The organism is Bradyrhizobium oropedii (genome assembly GCF_020889685.1).
In the GTDB taxonomy this organism is placed as follows: Bacteria; Pseudomonadota; Alphaproteobacteria; order Rhizobiales; family Xanthobacteraceae; genus Bradyrhizobium; species Bradyrhizobium oropedii.
This window is the reverse complement of sequence record NZ_JACMYO010000175.1, coordinates 1-18,079: the sequence shown is the minus strand read 5'-3', so window position 1 is coordinate 18,079 and position 18,079 is coordinate 1. Positions and strand designations below refer to the sequence as shown.

The window sequence follows — 18,079 nt, the reverse complement described above, 5'->3', positions numbered from 1 at the left end:
CTGACGCGGGTGCCGCTGGCCTCCAGCGAGATCGCCGGCGTGCTCAATCTGCGCGGCCGCATCGTCACCGTGGTCGACATGCGTGCCCGGCTCGGCCTGCCGAAGGCCGATGACGGCAAGCTGCCGATGGCGGTCGGCGTCGACCAGCGCGGCGAATCCTATGGCCTCCTGATCGACCAGATCGGCGAGGTGTTGCGGCTGCCCGATGACGGCCGCGAGGACAATCCGGTCAACCTCGATCCCCGCATGGCCAAGCTCGCCGGCGGCGTCCACCGCCTCGACGGCCAGCTGATGGTCGTCCTCGATATCGATCGCGTGCTCGAACTGGTGCCCAAAACAGATTCAAGGACAGCTGCTGCAGCGTAACGTTCCGCCGCGGAGACGGCGGATTCTACAAGGAGGCCAACACATGAAGACATGTCTTGTCGTCGACGATTCCGGTGTGGTGCGAAAGATCGCGCGCCGCATCCTCGAAGGAATGGAATTCACCGTCATCGAGGCGGAGGACGGCGCGGTCGCGCTCGAGGCCTGCAAGCGCGCGCTGCCTGACGCCGTGCTGCTCGACTGGAACATGCCTGTCATGGACGGCTTCGAGTTCCTCGTGCAGCTCCGCCGCATGCCCGGCGGCGATCAGCCCAAGGTCGTGTTCTGCACCACCGAGAACGGCATCGACCACATCTCGCGGGCGCTGCACGCCGGTGCCAACGAATACATCATGAAGCCGTTCGACAAGGACATCGTGATCGCGAAATTCCAGGAGGTGGGTCTGCTGGCGCTCGATGCGTCGGCCGAAGCCTAATACCCAGTTTCACCCTTTGCCCTTGCGAGGCCCCGTGACGCCCCCCGACTACGAGTATCTGCGTAAGCTCCTGAAGGACCATTCCGGTCTCGATCTGTCTGCGGACAAGCAGTACCTGATCGAGAGCCGCCTGCTGCCGCTGGCGCGCAAAAGCGGATTGTCCGGCATCCCCGACCTGGTCGCCAAGATCAGGGCCGGCTCGTCCACCCACACCGTTCAGGTGGTCGAAGCCATGACCACCAACGAGACCTTCTTCTTCCGCGACAAGGTGCCGTTCGATCATTTCCGCGACACCATCATGCCTGAAGTGCTGAGAGCACGCGCCGCGCGCCGCAGCGTGCGGATCTGGTGCGCCGCCGGCTCGACCGGTCAGGAGCCCTATTCGCTGGCGATGTGCCTGAATGAAATGGGGGCTGCGCTTGCGGGCTGGCGGGTCGAGATCATCGCGACCGATCTGTCGCAGGAGGTGCTCGAGAAGTCGAAGGCCGGCATCTACAGCCAGTTCGAGGTGCAGCGCGGGCTGCCGATCCAGATGCTGGTCAAGTACTTCAAGCAGTCGGGAGAACTCTGGCAGATCAATCCCGAGTTGCGCGCGATGGTGCAGCACCGTCAGCTCAATCTGCTGCACGATTTCTCCCAGCTCGGCACTTTCGATGTGATCTTCTGCCGCAACGTGCTGATCTATTTCGATCAGGACACCAAGATCAACATCTTCAACCGTCTGGCCCGGTTGATGGAGGCCGACGGCTTCCTGGTGTTGGGCGCCGCCGAAACGGTGGTTGGCTTGACCGACACGTTCAAACCCATTCGCGAGCGGCGTGGCCTGTACCGGCCGAGCGGCGTGCGGGCAGCGCTCGCCATGCCGAGGCCTGCCATGGCGGTGGGATATTGAGCGATGACCGAGGACGGCAAATCCGTTGAGCGGGTCACCTTCAGCCGGGGCGTCGATGTCTGCATCATGGCCATCGACGGCACCTGGCGGCGCGACTGCCAGCTCAACGCCATCTCCGACAATGATGCGTCGCTGACCGTCGAAGGTTCCATTCAGGGGCTCAACCTGAAGGAGTTCTTCCTTCTGCTGTCCTCGACCGGGCTCGCCTATCGCCGTTGCGAACTGGTTCGCGTCAACGGTGCCGACATGGACATCAGCTTCCTCAAGGGCAAGCCGAGCAAGCGGCGATCGGCCGCCGACGAAGAGCGGGCCAGAGCCTGACGTCAGGAAGGCCTGATCCGGGCCGGGCGGGCATGGCCTGCCGCTGATCCGAATTTGGAACGGATCGTCGCCTGATGGGTTGAGGCGTCGTCGGGACAATTCGGGGTGATTGTGCCGAACCCGGCGGTTTGCCGGTCTGGCGGATCAATTCAGCAGACGCGCCGGTGCCTCTGAATCGCGCAGCCGGCCGAGCGCCATGCCAAGGCCGGTATCGCAGGTTTTCAGGGCCGTGGACGCTGCGACATAGCGCGGGGTAACGTCGTCAAGGACGAAGATGTTGGCGGGGGCGTCCTGCTCGGCCAGCAATGCTTCGCGCGCAATCGCCGCTTCGATCAGCCGCAGGCTCGCCTGGACATGGCCAATCAGTGCGACCAGGTCCGTCACGATCAGATTGTAGGGATCGTTGCCCTCGTCCAAACACGCCGCAATGCCGTCCGCCGCTGCATTTTCCATGCATGTTTCTCCACTGCCCCCACTTTTAGGGACCGCGGTGCTACTTGTGCGTTAAGCGGACGTCCCGTACAAATACGGGTCCATTGATCGAGATGGTCGAGTTACTTCTTGTGCAGTCTGGGCAGCACGCTTCACCACTGATGGACGAGACATATGGTTGAGAATGGCGCTCCTCGCGGGGAAATCTTTGTAGTCGACGACGACCCCGCCGTTCGCGAGACGCTCTCCGTGGTCCTGTCGACCGCCGGCTACAAGGTGATCTGCTTTGCGGACGGCGCCGCGCTGCTCGCGGTGGCGCGCAGCAGGACGCCGGCATGCATCCTGCTCGACGTGCATATTCCCGGCAAATCCGGCCTCGATATCCTCAAAGAGCTGCACGGCGAGGATTATCCGGCGCCGATCTTCATGATCTCCGGTCAAGGCGACATCACGATGGCGGTCAGCGCCATCAAGAACGGCGCGCTCGACTTCATCGAGAAGCCCTTCCGCGGCAACGAGATCGTCAGCCGCCTCAATGAGGCGATCGACGCCTACACACGGCGTCAGGCCGAGACGTCGGCCTCGCGCATTGCCTCGCTGCACTTTCCGGGCCGCGAGCCGCTCACCCGCCGCGAGCGCGAGGTGCTCGAGCAATTCACGGGCGGCGCCTCCAACAAGGAGGCCGGGCGCCACCTCGGGATCAGCCCGCGCACCATCGAGGATCACCGCGCCAACATCATGAAGAAGCTCGGCGCGCGCAACGCCGCCGACCTCGTCCGCATCGTGATGACGGCGCAGCAAAAGTAAGCCAGAGTCCGCGAAGCCCGGTTTACGCTCCGATTGCCGCATCGCGGGGTTTGTGCGCCGCACGCCCGGCACACCGGCGGCGAACGGCACGTCTACGCCGCGCGCGGGACGACACGTCCGGAAATCCTGTATATGCGTGGCGCAGGGCATGCGTGCCGAGACCCGCGCGCGTGCGAGCAATGTCGAGACACGCGATATCGTAACACGCAATATCGAAGCATATGGCGCATCCAAGATGACCAAGAAGAACAAGACCCCGGACCAATTGCGCAGCGCGCGCTGGTTCGCACCCGACGATTTGCGCGCCTTCGGCCATCGTTCGCGCGCGATGCAGATGGGCTACGCGCCGGAGGAATGGCGCGACCGGCCGGTGATCGCGATCATCAACACCTGGTCGGACGCGCAGCCCTGCCACATGCATTTCAAGAGCCGGGTCGACGACGTCAAACGCGGTGTGCTGATGGCCGGCGGCTTTCCGCTGGAGCTGCCGGCGCTGTCGCTGTCGGAATCGCTGCTGAAGCCGACCACGATGCTCTACCGCAACATGCTGGCGATGGATGCCGAGGAACTGCTGCGCGGCCATCCGGTCGACGGTGTGGTGCTGATGGGCGGCTGCGACAAGACCACGCCCGGCCTGCTGCTCGGGGCTACCAGCATGAACCTGCCGGCGATCTATCTGCCGGCCGGGCCGATGCTGCGCGGCAATTGGAAGGGCCGCACGCTGGGCTCCGGCTCGGACGCCTGGAAATACTGGGACGAGCGCCGCGCCGGCAAGATCTCCGACAAGGACTGGGTCGACATGGAGGCCGGCATCGCCCGCAGCTACGGCACCTGCATGACCATGGGCACGGCCTCGACCATGACCGCGATCGCCGAAGCCATCGGCATGACCTTGCCCGGCGCCTCGTCGATCCCCGCAGCCGATGCCAACCACATCCGCATGAGCTCGGAGGCCGGCCGCCGCATCGTCGAGATGGTGTGGGAAGATCTGACCCCGCAGAAAATCCAGACCCGCAAGGCCTTCGAGAACGCGATCACGGTCGCGATGGCGATGGGCTGCTCGACCAACGCCATCATCCACCTTATCGCGCAGGCGCGCCGCGCCGGCCAGGACATCTCGCTCGACGATTTCGAGACCGCAAGTCGCAAGGTGCCTGTGATCGCCAACGTGCGTCCGAGCGGCGACCTCTATCTGATGGAAGATTTCTTCTATGCCGGCGGGCTGCCCGCCCTGATGAACCGGATCAAGCCGCATCTGCATCTCGACTGCATGACCGTGTCGGGCAGGACGCTCGGCGAGAACATCGACGGCGCGGAAGTCCATAATGACGACGTCATCCGCACCGTCGAAAACCCGATCTACAAGGAGGGCGCGCTGGCGGTGCTGAAGGGCAATCTCGCGCCGGACGGCTGCGTCATCAAGCCAAGTGCCTGCGATCCGCGCTTCCTCAAGCACACCGGGCCTGCGCTGGTGTTCGACGACTATCCGTCGATGAAAAAGGCGGTCGACGATCCCGATCTCGACGTCACGGCCGATCACGTGCTGATCCTGCGCAATGCGGGGCCGCAGGGCGGCCCGGGCATGCCGGAATGGGGCATGCTGCCGATCCCGACCAAGCTGGTGAAGCAGGGCGTGCGCGACATGGTGCGGCTGTCGGATGCGCGGATGAGCGGCACCAGCTACGGCGCCTGCATCCTGCACGTCTCGCCGGAATCCTATATCGGCGGCCCGCTGGCGCTAGTGAAGAACGGCGACCGCATCACGCTCGATGTCGCCGCGCGCACCATCAATCTCGATGTGCCGGAGGCGGAGCTCGCCAGGCGCCGCGCGGAATGGAAGCAGCCTGAGAAGCGCTTCGAGCGCGGCTATGGCTGGATGTTCTCCAAGCACATCAAGCAGGCCAATGAGGGCTGCGACTTCGATTTCCTCGAGACCGGGTTCGGCAAGCCGGTGGGCGAGCCGTCGATTTACTAGCCGTCGTTCCGGGGCGATGCGTAGCATCGAACCCGGAACCCATTTCACCACAGCGCTTGCGGCCCGATGGATTCCGGGCTCGCGCTTCGCGCGCCCCGGAATGACGAACGGAGCATCATGTCAAAACTCAGCGACGCCACCCGCAACAAGCTGAAATCCGTCTCCACTGCCACCGTCGCGACCGCGTTGTTCAAGCGCGGCTTGCGTATCCAGATGATCCAGGATGTTCACCCCCTGAGCCCGGATCAGCCGACCATGGTCGGCGAAGCCTTCACGCTGCGCTACATGCCGGCGCGCGAGGACCTCAACACGATCGAGGTGTTCCGCGATCGTGCGCATCCGCAGCGCAAGGCGATCGAGGATTGCCCTGTGGGCGCCGTGCTGGTCATGGACAGTCGCAAGGATGCGCGCGCGGCATCGGCCGGCGCGATCCTGGTGACGCGGCTGATGAAGCGCGGCTGTGCCGGCGTCGTTACCGATGGCGGCTTCCGCGATTCGGCCGAGATCGCGCGGCTCGGCTTCCCGGCCTTTCACCATCGCCCGAGCGCGCCGACCAATCTGACGCTGCACCAGGCGATCGAGATCAATGTCCCGATCGGCTGCGGCGACGCGCCGGTGTTTCCCGGCGACGTGATCCTCGGCGACAGCGACGGCGTCATCGTGATCCCGGCGCATCTCGCCGACGAGATCGCCAATGAGACCTTCGAGATGACCGCGTTCGAGGATTTCGTCACCGAGCAGGTCCAGAACGGTCGCGGCATCTTCGGCCTCTATCCCGCGACCGACGAGCAGACGCTGAAGGATTTCGCGGCCTGGCGGAAGGCGAAGGGAAGGTAGGCGCTGCCGCCATACCCTCGGCCGTCGTCCCTGCGAAAGCAGGGACCCATAACCACAGGGAGGAGTTTGGCGAAGACCAGCAGTTGCGTTGCGTGCCGTGGTACTGCGACTTCCTCGCTCGATAGATCACGCGGTATGGATCCTGGCTTTCGCCGGGACGACGATGGGGAGGGACCGCTCAAACTAAGGCCCGTCCCGTAGCCCCGTAGCCCGGATGGAGCGAAGCGCAATCCGGGATTCTTGCTTTACCTCGCCCCGCTTGCGGGGAGAGGTCGGATCGCATGCAGCATAGCAGAATGCGATCCGGGTGAGGGGGTACAGGTCTCAACGCTCTTCACAGCTCGCGGATAGAGCCCCTCACCCCAGCCCTCTCCCCGCAAGAGCAGGGCGAGGGAGAAGTTACACCTCCGCCTTGTCCGCCATCCCGACCGCCCACAGCGCGAACGCGTAGACGATCGCGACCTCGTCGAGGCGGTTGAAGCGGCCGGAGGCGCCGCCGTGGCCGGCACCCATGTTGGTGCGCAGCAGCACCGGGCCGCCGCCGCGCATGGTGGCGCGCAGCCGCGCGATCCATTTCGCCGGCTCCCAATAGGTCACGCGCGGGTCGGTGAGCCCGCCCATCGCGAGGATCGCCGGATAATCCTTTGCTGCGACATTGTCGTAGGGCGAATAGGACAGGATGGTGCGGAAGTCCTTTTCGCTCTCGATCGGGTTGCCCCATTCGGGCCATTCCGGCGGCGTCAGCGGCAGCGTGTCGTCGAGCATGGTGTTGAGCACGTCGACGAACGGCACCTCGGCGACGATGCCGGCGAACAGCTCGCCGGCACGGTTGGCGACCGCGCCCATCAGCATGCCGCCGGCCGAGCCGCCATGGCCGACGATGCGTTTCTCACCGGTGTATTTCGCCTCGATCAAGGCGCGCCCTGCGGCAGCGAAATCATCGAACGTATTGGTCTTCTTCTCGCGCTTGCCGTCGAGATACCAGCCCCAGCCCTTGTCGGCGCCGCCGCGGATGTGGGCGATCGCGTAGACGAAGCCGCGGTCGACCAGCGACAGCCGGTTGGCCGCAAACGACGCCGGCATCGCCATGCCGTAGGAACCGTAGCCGTAGAGCAGCAAGGGCGCCTTGCCGTCACGGGCAAAGTCCTTGCGATGCAGGATCGAGACCGGCACCTGCGCGCCGTCATGCGAGGTCGCCATGATGCGCGTGGTGACGTAATCGGCGGGGTTGTGGCCGGACGGAATCTCCTGCCGTTTTCGCAACACCCGCGTTCGCGTCGCCATGTCGTAGTCATAGACCTCGGACGGCGTCGTCATCGACGAATAGGCAAAGCGCAGATTGGTGGTGTCGAACTCGTAGCCGCCCATGGTGTCGAGCGAATAGGCCGCTTCGTCGAAGGCGATCGCGTGCTCCTCGCCGCTCGTGAGGTCGCGGATGATGATCGCCGGCAGCGCGTTGGCGCGCTCCAGCCGCACCATGTGGCCGGCATAGAGCTCGACGTCGAGCACGTAGACTCCCTCGCGATACGGGATCAGGTCGCGCCAGTTGGCGCGTTCGGGCGCGGCGAGCGGCGCGGTGACGACCTTGAAGTCGATGGCGTCGTCGGCATTGGTCAGGATGAACAGCTCGTCGCCACGGTCGGCGATCGAATATTGCACGCCTTCCTCGCGCGCCGCGACGAGGCGCGGCGGAGCGTCGGGATTGGAAAGATCGATCAGCCGCTGCTCGGACGTTTCGTGGTCGCCGCCCGCAATCACGCAGAAGCGCCCGCTCGCGCTCTCGTGCAGATGGGTGAACCAGCCGGAATCCTGCTCCTCATAGATCAGGATGTCGTCGGCCTGCCTGGTGCCGAGCTTGTGACGCCACACCTGCATCGGGCGATGATTGTCGTCGAGCTTGACGTAGAAGAAGCTCTTGGAATCCGCGGCCCAGACCACGCCGCCATCGGTCTCCTCGACGAGATCGTCGAGATCGCCGCCGGTGGCCCAGTCGCGCACGCGGATCGAGAAATATTCGGAACCCTTGGTGTCGGCGCTCCAGGCATGCAGGCGATGGTCGTTGCAATGCCGGCTGCCGCCGAACTTGAAATATTCGTGGTCCTTCGCCAGCGCGTCACCATCGAGCACGACATGCGCGTCGCCGCCGTCGCGTGGCATGCGGCAGTACAATTCGTGCTGGCCCCCCTCGCGGAATTTCCTGAAATAGGCGAACGGGCCGTCCGGCGACGGCACGCTCGAATCATCCTCCTTGATCCGCCCGCGCATCTCCTTGACGAGACGCTTCTGCAACGTGTCGGTATGGCCGAGCAGGCTCTCGGTGTAACCGTTCTCGGCTTCGAGATAGGTCCGGATGTCAGGGTCGAGGATCGAGGGATCGCGCAGCACCTCCTGCCATTTCGGATCCTTGATCCACGCATAATCGTCGGTCACCGTGATGCCGTGCGTGGTGAAGGAATGCGGCCGGCGCGGCGCGACAGGGGGCGATGTTGTGGTGGCGGATTTGGTCACACGATCCTCATGGTGCGGGGTTCCGCTTTATATCGGGATGAATGTGGCGATTGCCAGATGGGCGGGGCCCCGGTTTCCGCCGTCATTGCGAGGAGCGAAGCGACGAAGCAATCCATGGCCCCGCATATGCGGACCCATGGATTGCTTCGCTGCGCTCGCAATGACGATGTGGACAGGGCGCGCTACCCGTTCCGCAGCTTGGCGCCCGCGTTTCCGCCGGACATCGGGATCTGGTTCACTGCCAGCACGACTGCGAATGTGATCACCAGCATTGCGATGCCGAGCACCGCGATCGCGGCCGACAGTTCCCGCATCACGCCGATGAAGATGAAGCACCAGGTCGCGATCACGCCGGTGCGCAGCAGCGGCGCGGTGATCTGGCGCAGCGCCTGCAGCCGGGTCGCGCCGAGGATGCGGCTTGCTTCCTCGAGCTCGGGATGGATAGTCGCGAACGCCGCCTGCAACTGCTGATACGCCGAGGGCAGATTGATGGTGAGGAACGCCAGCAGCAGGATCCACAGCGTGCCGTAGAGCACGAAGGGCGGCCGCGTGTAGCTGAGGAACAGGCCGACGCCGAGCACGATGCCGGGCACCGCGACCGGCGCGGTGGCAAGGAAGCCGAGCACGCGGTGGCCCGCGATCACCTTGCGCGTCGTGACATAGGCGATGACCAGCGCGAGGATGGTGCCGATCGTCGCGGTCGCGGTACCCAAAATTACGGTGTTCTTCAGCGCCAGCTGCGTCGACGACAGCTCGGTGAACACGAAGACGATGTTGTGCAGCGTCGCCGTCGACGGCGTCACCAGCGTCGTCGCGTTCGGCGAGAATGCGGCGTTGAGCAGCGCGAGATAAGGCAGGAAGACAGGATTGAGCAAGACCAAAAGGCAGAAGCCGAGCGCGGCCCAGCGCCAGCCGCGCAACTTGACCCGGCGCGGCGCGCCATATTTGCCGCCGATCACCGAATAGCCGCGGCGTCCGAGCAGGGCCTTCTGGCCCTGCAACAGCAGGATAGTCAGCACCAGCAGCGGCACCGCGGCGGCCGCAGCGAGCTCGAGCTTCGGCGGATACTGGAACAGGCTCCAGATCTTGGTCGTCATGGTGTGGAAGCCCGCCGGCAACGCCAGGATCGCCGGTGAGCCGAACAGCGTCATCGCGTGCAGGAAGGCGATCAGCGCACCTGCGACCAGCGCGGGGAGCGCAAGCGGGATCGTCACCCGCCGCGCCGTGGTCCAGGCGTTGCCGCCGAGGATCGCGGAAGCATCCTCGAGTTCGCCCGGCATGGTGTCGAGCGCGTTGGCCACCAGCACGAATACGAACGGAAACGTGTAGCAGGAGATCACGAAGATGATCCCGGTCATCGAATAGATGTTGAACAGCGCGTCGGCATCCTCGCCGGCGAACAGCCGGTAGAGCTGGTTCAGCAGTCCCGAATTCGGCGCCGCCAGCAACTCCCAGGCGACCGCGCCGAGGAACGGCGGCGTCACGAACGAGGCTGTCACCAGCGCGCGGATGGTCTGCCGGCCCGGCATGTCGGTGCGCGACACCAGCCAGCTGATCGGCGCCGCGACGACGCAGCAGATCAGCGCCGACGTGGTGGCAATAATTGCGGTGGTCAGCAGCGGATCGAGGAAATCGGGATTGCTGAACAGCGTGACGAAGTTTTGCAGCGTCGGATGGCGGTTCTTGTCGGTGAAGGCGTACACCGCAAGCCACGACAGCGGCAGCAGGATCAGGAGGATCAGCACCGCCGCGAACAGCCACAGCACGGGGCGTGTCCAGTCGATGCGGGGTTTGGGGGTGGGGTTGGTGGTTGTTGTCATGTACCAAACCTTCCTTCGTCATTCCGGGGCGCGCGAAGCGCGAGCCCGCAATCCATACTCACGATTGTGGATATGGATTCCGGGCCTGCGCCAAGAGGCGCATCCCGGAATGACGATGGGTGTGAGAGCCACATCCTCACACCCGAAACAGCCGCGCATAGCGCGTCTTGATCTCTTCGGTCATCGCTTCCACCCCGGCCGGGTCCTCCTTCATCAGCTTGATGTCGGCAAGCTTGCGCCGCCCGGCCTTCGGCTGCACCTGCGCGTGCAGCGAATATTGCCCCGTGAAGTCGACGAAGAATTGCTGGGTCTCGCGGGTGTGCAGCCAGGCCTGGAACAGCTTTGCGGCGTTCGGATGCGGCGCGCCGGCGAAGATGCCGGTCGGCCCCGAGATCGTCGGCGTGCCTTCGGTCGGATAGACCGGCTCGACCGGTTGTCCGGCCTCCTTCAGCAGCACGATGCCGTATTCATTGCCGTCAGCCATCACGGCGCGCTCGCCGAGCGAGAGCTTCTTCGGCGGATCCGTCGAGGACTGCACCTGCATCACGCGCTGCCTGGAGAGCTTCTCCAGATAGGGCCAGCCGAGTTCGCGCACGATCTGGACGTGGTGGTCATGATAGTGCCGCTATAGGCCGGATGGCCTTTCACCATCTTCCCCATCCACTTGGGATCGAGCAGGTCGGCGAAGCTCTTCGGTGCATCCTCCGCCTTCACCAGATTGGTGTTGTAGGCGATCGACGACAGCCACAGCCGCGTGGTCACGGCTATGCCGTCCGGATCGCGATAATTGTCGGGAAAATGTTTGGCGACGTCCTCGGGCACGAACGGCATCAGCCAGCCGCTCTTCTTCCAGGGAATGAAATGCGAGGCGTCGGCGCTGTTGACGACGTCGGCGGCGTGGATGTTCGAGTCGAATTCCTGCGCCACGCGCTGGAACAGCCGCTCCGAGCCGGAGCGCTCGATCTGCACCGAGATCCCTGGATAGGCGGCCTCGAACGCCTTGCCGAGCTTTTCGCCGACGGGCAGGTCCATCGACGAATAGAACACGAGTTTGCCTTCCTTGGTCGCCGCCGCGACGAGGTCGGGCGTGATCGCGGCCGGCTCGGGCGCCGCGGCGCGCGCGGGTGCAGCGAACACCGCGCCGGCTGCAAGCGTCGCGGCGCCTTTCAGGACATCGCGCCTGGAAATTGGTTTCCGCATCGCGTCCCCCCGTTTCTGTTGTTATCGGCTGAGTGCCCGGCAGCGCTCGGGCGGCAGGGTCAGCCAGACCTCGCTGCCCTTCTCGACCGCGGTTTCCGTCGGCGTGGTCACCCGCAGCGAGGTGCCGTCTGCTGTTTCCACCATGTAGTCGCGGTTCATGCCGAGATAGACCTGCCGGGTCACGACGGCCTTGAGCGTGTTCGGCACTGCCGGGGGGACGCGGGTCGAGAGTTGGATTTCATGCTGGCGGATCGCGACCGGTGCGCTCTGGCCGGCCGTGAGTCTGGCGCCGACCACCTCGAGCGTCGCGCCGGCGAACTCGACGTGGGTCGCGTCACGCGCGATGCCTTTGATGACGTTGGCTGCGCCGATGAAACGCGCGACGAATTCGGACTCCGGCCGCGCATAGATGTCTTCGGGGCTGCCGAGCTGGTCGATCTTGCCGGCATTCATCACCGCGATCAGGTCGGCCGTCGTCATCGCCTCGGATTGATCGTGGGTGACGTAGATCGTGGTGTAGCGATACTCGTCGTGCAGGCGGCGGATCTCGAACCGCATCTCCTCGCGCAGATTGGCGTCGAGGTTGGACAACGGCTCGTCGAGCAGCAGCGTCCCGGGGCCGACGATCAGCGCGCGCGCCAGCGCGACGCGTTGCTGCTGGCCGCCGGAGAGCTCGCCCGGATAGCGCTGCGCCAGCGGTTCCAGCTTGGTCGTCGCCAGGATCGCGGCGAGCTTTTTCGCGATGCTGTCGCGATCCATTTTGCGCAGGCGCAGCCCGTAGACGATGTTCTCCGCCACCGTCATGTGTGGCCACAGCGCGTAGCTCTGGAAGATCATCGACATGTTACGCTGCTCGGGCGGCAGCGTGCGCGATTTCGACGACACCACGCGGTCGCCGACGCGGATCTCGCCGTCGGATGGTTCGAGGAAGCCGGCGATCAGCCGCAGCGTCGTGGTCTTGCCGCAGCCGGAGGGCCCGAGCAGGCACACCAGCTGGCCATGATCGATCTTGAGGGAGACATCATCAACCGCGACAAACGATCCAAACCGCTTGACCAGGCTACGCAATTCCACCGATGCCAAGCGATCCCTCCATTTTGTTGCATCGCAGGGATCAGGGCCCGGCTGTTGCCGGCAGTAAAGCGGAAATCAGCAGCGACGAAAAGTGTTCGTGCCTTCTCAATAAGTCGTGGCTCGGCTTCGTTGCGTCTCCATCGGTCGCTCTCCCGTCATCCGGAGGAGCGCGCATTTGCGCGCGTCTCGAAGGATGCCCGGCCCGGGTAGCTCGGCGCGCTCCGATTCTCTTGCGGCGGGAGGGTGGCCGTCGATCCTTCGAGACGGCCGCTGCGCGGCCTCCTCAGGATGACGGGTCTCTAACCGCGGGCATGCCCGTTACGCCTTCACGTTCTCGCCGAGCCACTGGATGGCGGCGTCGGCGCCGGCCTTGCCGTGCGGGATGTCCAGCGCGGTCAGCGCGACCTCGACGACGCCGAGCGTGCCGAGGATCATCGGCGCGTTGACGTGGCCCATATGCGCGATGCGGAAGGCCTGGCCTTGCAGGTCGCCGATGCCGGTGCCGAGCACCACGCCGCATTTCTCCTTGGCATAGCGCTGGATCGCGGCGGGATCGGCGCCCTTCACGGTCACGGTCGTCACGGTGTTGGAGCGCTCGGCCGGTTCGGCGATGTTGAAGCCGAGCACCTGGCCCTCGCCCCAGACGGCAACCGCGCGGCGCACGGCCTCGCCGAGCAGCCGGTGACGTTCGAAGGCATTCTCCAGGCCCTCGGCGTGCAGCATGTTGATCGCCTCGCGCAGCGCGAACAACAGATGCACCGGCGCGGTGCCGGCATATTTGCGGTAGTGCTCGCTGCCTTCGCGCTCGGTCCAGTCCCAATACGGCGTGCGCAGATCGGCCTTCTTGTGCGCATCCCAGGCGCGGTCGCTGGCGGCGACGAAGCCGAGGCCGGGCGGCGTCATCAGGCCCTTCTGCGAGCCGGACATCGCGACGTCGACATACCATTTGTCCATCTCGAACGGCATGCAGCCGAGCGAGGCCACGGTGTCGACCATGAACAATGCAGGATGGCCGGCCGCCTTGATCGCCTTGCCGATCGCCTCGATGTCGTTGTAGGCGCCCGAAGCCGTGTCGACCTGCACCACGAGGATCGCCTTGATCGTGTGCTCCTTGTCGCGCCGCAGCCGTTCCTCGACCTCGGCCGGTCGGACGGCGCGGCGCCAGTCGCCCCTCAGCACCTCGACCTCGACGCCCATTGCCGCGGCGGCCGTGCCCCAGCCGATCGCGAAGCGCCCGCTCTCCAGCACCAGGATCTTGTCGCCGCGCGACAGCACGTTGGAGAGCGTCGCCTCCCAGGCACCGTGACCATTGGAGATGTAGATGTAGGACTTGCCCTTGGTGGCGAACAGGTTCGAGAGATCGCGCAGCAGGCTTTCGGTCAGCTCGACCATCTCGCTGGAGTAGATGTCGAGCGCCGGGCGATGCATGGCCTGCAGCACCTGATCAGGCATCGTGGTGGGCCCGGGGATGGCCAGAAATTCCCGGCCCGCGCGAACGGTCATCGTCCTGTTCCTTTTGGGTAAAGCGCGCAAATCATGCGTGTGAGGGGTCAAGCGGGGAGAATATTCCATCGCAGCTCGGATTGCGAGCCGCACGGAGCAATCCAGCGTTTCCAAAACTGCGTAGCAGCGGCCTTATTTGTCGATCGCCTCGACGGCGGCACGCCAGATCTGGTCCTTGAACTGGGTCGCGGCGGGGCTTGGGATCTGCTCGACGGCGCCGTCGTTCTTGCGACAGGCCTCGACCAGCCGCAGCACCCAGATTTCGCCGTCGGTGTAATAGAGATCGCCACCGCCATTGTGCCCGTCGAAGGTCGGGCCGATGCCGGTGACCTGGTATTTCGCAGTGACCATGCCGGCGGATTCGAGGTCAGTGGCGAGCAGCGCACGTTCGGCGTCGAGATCGGCCGCGATATGGTGGGTCACCGCGCCGGTGTAGCTACTGATGCCGACACTGCGATCGAGCGTCGCGGCGCCAAGCCACACCGGGCGCTTCTCCTGGCCCTGATCGAGCACCCGCCAGAAACGGACATGGTTGCGGCGATCCGCGCTCGATCCAACCGGCCGCTCGAAGGCGAGGTCCTCGCGGCGGCCGAGATAGAACAGGCTGCTCACCGGTGCATCCTTGTAGGGCCGATCGAGCAGCACGGAGCCGACGATTTCGATCGAGGATTTGAGCGTGATCGGATCGGCCGGAAACCAGCCGGCCTCGTGCATCGCGCAGACCACGTCCTTGGTGTCGCCGATCAGCCCGACATTCATGGGATCGCCGGGAATGCCCTGCGCGGTGCGGGTCACCATCGGCAGATTGGCCAGGCCCTTCTGATGCTCATAGTGCGTCCACAGCGCCGGCAGCACCAGGTAGGCCGCGATCAGGTAGGTCGCCAGCACGAACAGCAGCAGCTGCAGATAGCGCAGGCGCCTGCGAGGGCGTGCAGCAGGCGGAATGGTCTCGACATCGGTCACGGCACACGCTTCCGGATCAGGGCGTCGCGCGCCTCAACGCCGCGTCTCGCGGCAGCCGGCGGCCTCGGCTTCCTCGACCGAGCAGAACCAGCGCGTGCCCTTGCTGATCTTCATCTCGATCTTGGCGTACCAGCGGCTGGTCCGCTGATGAAAGATGCATTCGCCGGAGCGGTTGACGTTGCCCTTGATGGTGCAGTCGGGCGAGGGCGCCACCGGACCGGAGGCGGAAGCGAGCAGGATCGCCTTGGCGCCCTCCGGCGGCTTCACCGCGCCGAGCACGGTGGTCTTCTTGTTGCGCACGCGCCAGTCCCACGGCGCGATGAACGCGCCCTGCCACATCCCGGCCTTGGCTTCGCGCGCCGCTTTCTCGTCCGGCTCGTAATCACGCGAGATGCGGGTGAAAGCCAGCGCCCAGCCATTGCTGACCATCCACTTCTGGATGTCCTCGCCATCGACCTCGCAATGCGCAATGGTGCGGCCGCGGCGATCGACCGAGCGGGCATGGCAGGTCCAGCTCTTGTGGCCGGCGTACTTGATCAGTTCGTCGCGCGCGGCGACGCCGCAGGTCCAACGTTCGCCCTTGGTGTTGAGGCAGAGCTGGTCGGTCGACGGCGCGTCGATGCCGCCGAGCCGGATCTTGACGCTGCCGATCATGACCTGGTCGCCGTCGCGGATCTTCGGCACGCCGGTGATGTCGGCCGCGACAGCCAGCGTCGGCAGCGACAGCAGCAGGCCAGCAGTGAGCAGCGTCTTGAACATCGGCATTCCCGGCCCGGTTCTTGTCGTTCAAAGGCTTTGGCGTTCAGTGCCCAACGATTGTGCGGGCAATTGGGCAACCGTGCCAGTGGTGTTGTGTTGCCGCCAGTTTCAACTTCGCGTCATTGTTGGCGTTCGTCATTCCGGGGCGATGCGACAGCATCGAACCTCAGGGGCGCAATTGCGCCCCGGGGAATCTCGAGATTCCGGGTCTGGTCCTTCGGACCATCCCGGAATGACGGCGGATAGATCATCCTACACCGCAACCATTCGCCTCCTCGCCAACGCGAGGCCCATCAGCACGAAGGCCGACGTCACCTCAGGCCCGCCGACCAGGATGCGCGTCGGCGTCTTCATCTTGTTCCACTCATAGGCCTTGTAAGGTCCCCTGCGGCCGCCCTCGCCGAGGCCCTGTACGATGCAGTGCAGCGCCGGCGTGAAGCTCGAGACCTCAGCGCCAAGATGCGCCAGCGCCATCAGCGCGAGCGCAGCGTCGAACGGGTTCATCTCATGCGCGATCAGTTCGCCCTCGACGTAGCCGAGCACGCGGGCGCGGATCAGCGCAAACACGTTGCCGGGATCGATGATGCGCTGCGCCGCCAGCGGCAGCGCGATGAAGGCGGCGTAGCAGCGGCCGAAATAGGCCGAATAGAGTTCGGGCAGATAATAGATATGCGAGCGCGGATTTCTGAACGCGCCGCTTTCGACCAGATTCTTCTGGAAGGCGATGATGCGATGCACCGTCTCCAGCCGCTGCGGCGTCTCGATGATCTGCCAGCGGGCGAGGTTGCGGAACGAGACCTCGAGGATGTCGAGGTTCAGCGTCGGATCGAGGTCGTTGCCATAGGGCCGCTCGCCCTCGAGATTGTCGATCCAGGTGACAACGCCGCCTTCATAGTCGATGTTGTCATTGAGCGGCACGGTGACGCGCGGCTCGTTGGCGCCCGCGCGTACCTGATAGCCGCGGTAGAAATCGAGCAGCGGCTGCTCGAGGATCGGATCGTCGGAGCCGGCTTGGGTTGCGGCCGAGAACGAGCACGCCGTGGTGTCGCAGTCGGGCACATAGATGCCGAAGCCGAGGTCCTGCTTGATCTGGGCGAAGAAGCGCGAGAAGCGCGGATGCCGCCCCGGCGCCAGCGCGGTGATGACCTTCACGACGGAGCCGTCATGCGACGGCACGTCCTCGGCGCTGGTCTTCAGACAAAACTCCACCATCTCCGCAGTCGCGCGCCGCGCGGTATCAGTCTGATCCGGCGACGCCAGCCCGGTCTCGACAAAGCTGAGCAGCGCCTCGGTGAAGAACGCATCGTAATAGGCCGAGCGGTGGCGGATCTGTACCGGCTCCCACATCGGCTCGGCGATGCCGCGCCACGGCGGGTTGATCAGCGCGCGCGCCGGCGAATGCGCGATGAAGATCCGCGCCAGGCTGAACAGCAGCGTCGAGTTCTTGTAGCCGCGTGCGTTGAGGCCTGTCAGCGCCATCAGCATCTCGCGCCCGCCGACATCTGCATCGCCGATCAGATTGAACGCGGCGTAGGTCGGGATGAAGCCGTTTTTGCCGAACGAGCGCAGCAGATGCGCCCCCGTGGTGCGGATGACGCGGTCGATCTCGGCCATCTCGGGCGGTTGCGCCGGCGCGGTTGCGGCCGGCGGGGCAGGGTGGCGCACGCCGATGCCGTCCATCAGGTCGGCGACGGGCGCGCCGATCGCCGCCCAATCCGGCGTCTCGACGTCACGCGCCTGGGTCAACGCCGCGCGCAGGCAAGCAAGCCGGCCGGGGTCCTTCAGCGCAGGCAGGCCGGTGCGGCGGAGCAGCGCGCGCAGCGGCGGATTGCCGAGCGCGGTCCGGTAAAATTTTCCGAGATGGGCATCGCCCCCGCGATAGGCCTGCAAAACGGGGTCGCAGACCTCGTAAAGCGACGGACCGTCCTTTTTGGCGGTCAGCGCCCGGCACACGGTACCGGCGATCTCGTGAAGGCCCATGAATCCCTTTCTCAAGGAACCGGTTAACGCCGCCGCCCCGGCGGTGTTTCCCCCGGTCCTCCCCCAAACGCGCAAGCCTTTGGAAAGCTACATGAATCGGCACGAAATACAAATGTGATCAAGGTCACGTAACGGGATTTTAACGGCGTCAATGGCCTCTGCCGGGCGACAGCATGCGCCAAACCGGGTTGCCCGGCCGGCCGGCCGGG

At 65.1% G+C, this 18,079-nt stretch carries 17 protein-coding genes; 7 read left to right on the top strand and 10 right to left on the bottom strand.

All coding sequences use genetic code 11. The annotated features are described in order from the left end of the window. The 4 genes from H8A95_RS33955 to H8A95_RS33940 all read left to right on the top strand — a co-directional run. The coding region (locus H8A95_RS33955; RefSeq protein ID WP_229187113.1) for a chemotaxis protein CheW at positions 1-366 on the top strand (366 nt) is incomplete at its 5' end. Positions 367-409: 43 nt separating this feature from the next. Continuing rightward, positions 410-799 carry a response regulator gene (locus H8A95_RS33950; protein ID WP_018269419.1) on the top strand — a complete coding sequence of 130 codons (390 nt, stop codon included), beginning with the start codon at positions 410-412 and terminating at the stop codon, positions 797-799. A gap of 34 nt (positions 800-833) precedes the next feature. Beyond that, positions 834-1,691 (top strand): CheR family methyltransferase, encoded by an 858-nt coding sequence (locus H8A95_RS33945; RefSeq protein ID WP_229187112.1) that lies wholly within the window; start codon positions 834-836, stop codon positions 1,689-1,691. Between the two features lie 3 nt (positions 1,692-1,694). After that, positions 1,695-2,012 (top strand): PilZ domain-containing protein, encoded by a 318-nt coding sequence (locus H8A95_RS33940; RefSeq protein ID WP_163161852.1) that lies wholly within the window; start codon positions 1,695-1,697, stop codon positions 2,010-2,012. 144 nt (positions 2,013-2,156) lie between these two features. Here the strand turns inward: H8A95_RS33940 and H8A95_RS33935 are convergent, their stop codons facing one another. Next, on the bottom strand, positions 2,157-2,465 hold the full coding sequence (locus H8A95_RS33935; protein ID WP_229187111.1) for a hypothetical protein: 309 nt from the start codon (positions 2,463-2,465) through the stop codon (positions 2,157-2,159). 153 nt (positions 2,466-2,618) lie between these two features. Here H8A95_RS33935 and H8A95_RS33930 point away from each other — a divergent pair, with 153 nt between their 5' ends. From H8A95_RS33930 to H8A95_RS33920, 3 genes are all read left to right on the top strand, one after another. Continuing rightward, complete coding sequence (locus tag H8A95_RS33930) at positions 2,619-3,251, top strand: response regulator transcription factor (RefSeq protein ID WP_163161848.1); 633 nt, start codon at positions 2,619-2,621, stop codon at positions 3,249-3,251. Positions 3,252-3,486: 235 nt separating this feature from the next. After that, a complete protein-coding gene (araD, locus tag H8A95_RS33925) occupies positions 3,487-5,226 on the top strand; it encodes an L-arabinonate dehydratase (RefSeq protein ID WP_229187116.1) in 1,740 nt (579 codons plus the stop codon). A 117-nt stretch (positions 5,227-5,343) separates the two neighbouring features. Next, positions 5,344-6,063: a ribonuclease activity regulator RraA gene (locus H8A95_RS33920; protein ID WP_229187110.1), complete on the top strand. Its 720-nt coding sequence runs from the start codon at positions 5,344-5,346 to the stop codon at positions 6,061-6,063. Positions 6,064-6,462: 399 nt separating this feature from the next. Here the strand turns inward: H8A95_RS33920 and H8A95_RS33915 are convergent, their stop codons facing one another. The 9 genes from H8A95_RS33915 to H8A95_RS33880 all read right to left on the bottom strand — a co-directional run bounded on the left by H8A95_RS33915 (position 6,463) and on the right by H8A95_RS33880 (position 17,870). Next, entirely contained in the window at positions 6,463-8,571 is a 2,109-nt protein-coding gene (locus tag H8A95_RS33915) for a S9 family peptidase (RefSeq protein ID WP_229187109.1), read from the bottom strand. Positions 8,572-8,753: 182 nt separating this feature from the next. Next, positions 8,754-10,391: an ABC transporter permease gene (locus tag H8A95_RS33910; protein WP_229187108.1), complete on the bottom strand. Its 1,638-nt coding sequence runs from the start codon at positions 10,389-10,391 to the stop codon at positions 8,754-8,756. A gap of 136 nt (positions 10,392-10,527) precedes the next feature. Next, complete coding sequence (locus tag H8A95_RS43925; RefSeq protein WP_338028011.1) at positions 10,528-10,986, bottom strand: ABC transporter substrate-binding protein; 459 nt, start codon at positions 10,984-10,986, stop codon at positions 10,528-10,530. Beyond that, positions 10,935-11,591, bottom strand: a complete 657-nt coding sequence (locus tag H8A95_RS43920) for an extracellular solute-binding protein (RefSeq protein WP_274617689.1) — start codon at positions 11,589-11,591, stop codon at positions 10,935-10,937. Before H8A95_RS43920 ends, H8A95_RS43925 begins: the two co-directional genes overlap by 52 nt. Before the next feature lie 21 nt (positions 11,592-11,612). Further along, complete coding sequence (locus H8A95_RS33900; protein ID WP_229187115.1) at positions 11,613-12,665, bottom strand: ABC transporter ATP-binding protein; 1,053 nt, start codon at positions 12,663-12,665, stop codon at positions 11,613-11,615. A gap of 318 nt (positions 12,666-12,983) precedes the next feature. Beyond that, positions 12,984-14,168, bottom strand: a complete 1,185-nt coding sequence (locus H8A95_RS33895) for a pyridoxal-phosphate-dependent aminotransferase family protein (RefSeq protein ID WP_229187107.1) — start codon at positions 14,166-14,168, stop codon at positions 12,984-12,986. A 132-nt stretch (positions 14,169-14,300) separates the two neighbouring features. Then, the gene (locus H8A95_RS33890; protein WP_420839501.1) at positions 14,301-15,131 is read right to left on the bottom strand and encodes an LssY C-terminal domain-containing protein; all 831 of its coding nucleotides are present in this window, start codon (positions 15,129-15,131) and stop codon (positions 14,301-14,303) included. A 33-nt stretch (positions 15,132-15,164) separates the two neighbouring features. Next, positions 15,165-15,896, bottom strand: a complete 732-nt coding sequence (locus H8A95_RS33885) for a thermonuclease family protein (RefSeq protein WP_420839500.1) — start codon at positions 15,894-15,896, stop codon at positions 15,165-15,167. 246 nt (positions 15,897-16,142) lie between these two features. Further along, positions 16,143-17,870 carry a hypothetical protein gene (locus H8A95_RS33880; protein WP_229187105.1) on the bottom strand — a complete coding sequence of 576 codons (1,728 nt, stop codon included), beginning with the start codon at positions 17,868-17,870 and terminating at the stop codon, positions 16,143-16,145. Positions 17,871-18,079 lie beyond the last annotated feature (209 nt).

What these genes read in the sequence shown, in the direction of transcription:
- H8A95_RS43920 (WP_274617689.1), bottom strand. Translation starts at nt 11,591, where the DNA reads ATGCGGAAACCAATTTCCAGGCGCGATGTCCTGAAAGGCGCCGCGACG.
- H8A95_RS33920 (WP_229187110.1), top strand. Translation starts at nt 5,344, where the DNA reads ATGTCAAAACTCAGCGACGCCACCCGCAACAAGCTGAAATCCGTCTCC.
- H8A95_RS33910 (WP_229187108.1), bottom strand. Translation starts at nt 10,391, where the DNA reads ATGACAACAACCACCAACCCCACCCCCAAACCCCGCATCGACTGGACA.
- H8A95_RS33940 (WP_163161852.1), top strand. Translation starts at nt 1,695, where the DNA reads ATGACCGAGGACGGCAAATCCGTTGAGCGGGTCACCTTCAGCCGGGGC.
- H8A95_RS33895 (WP_229187107.1), bottom strand. Translation starts at nt 14,168, where the DNA reads ATGACCGTTCGCGCGGGCCGGGAATTTCTGGCCATCCCCGGGCCCACC.
- araD (WP_229187116.1), top strand. Translation starts at nt 3,487, where the DNA reads ATGACCAAGAAGAACAAGACCCCGGACCAATTGCGCAGCGCGCGCTGG.
- H8A95_RS33885 (WP_420839500.1), bottom strand. Translation starts at nt 15,896, where the DNA reads ATGCCGATGTTCAAGACGCTGCTCACTGCTGGCCTGCTGCTGTCGCTG.
- H8A95_RS33950 (WP_018269419.1), top strand. Translation starts at nt 410, where the DNA reads ATGAAGACATGTCTTGTCGTCGACGATTCCGGTGTGGTGCGAAAGATC.
- H8A95_RS33880 (WP_229187105.1), bottom strand. Translation starts at nt 17,870, where the DNA reads ATGGGCCTTCACGAGATCGCCGGTACCGTGTGCCGGGCGCTGACCGCC.
- H8A95_RS33935 (WP_229187111.1), bottom strand. Translation starts at nt 2,465, where the DNA reads ATGGAAAATGCAGCGGCGGACGGCATTGCGGCGTGTTTGGACGAGGGC.
- H8A95_RS33930 (WP_163161848.1), top strand. Translation starts at nt 2,619, where the DNA reads ATGGTTGAGAATGGCGCTCCTCGCGGGGAAATCTTTGTAGTCGACGAC.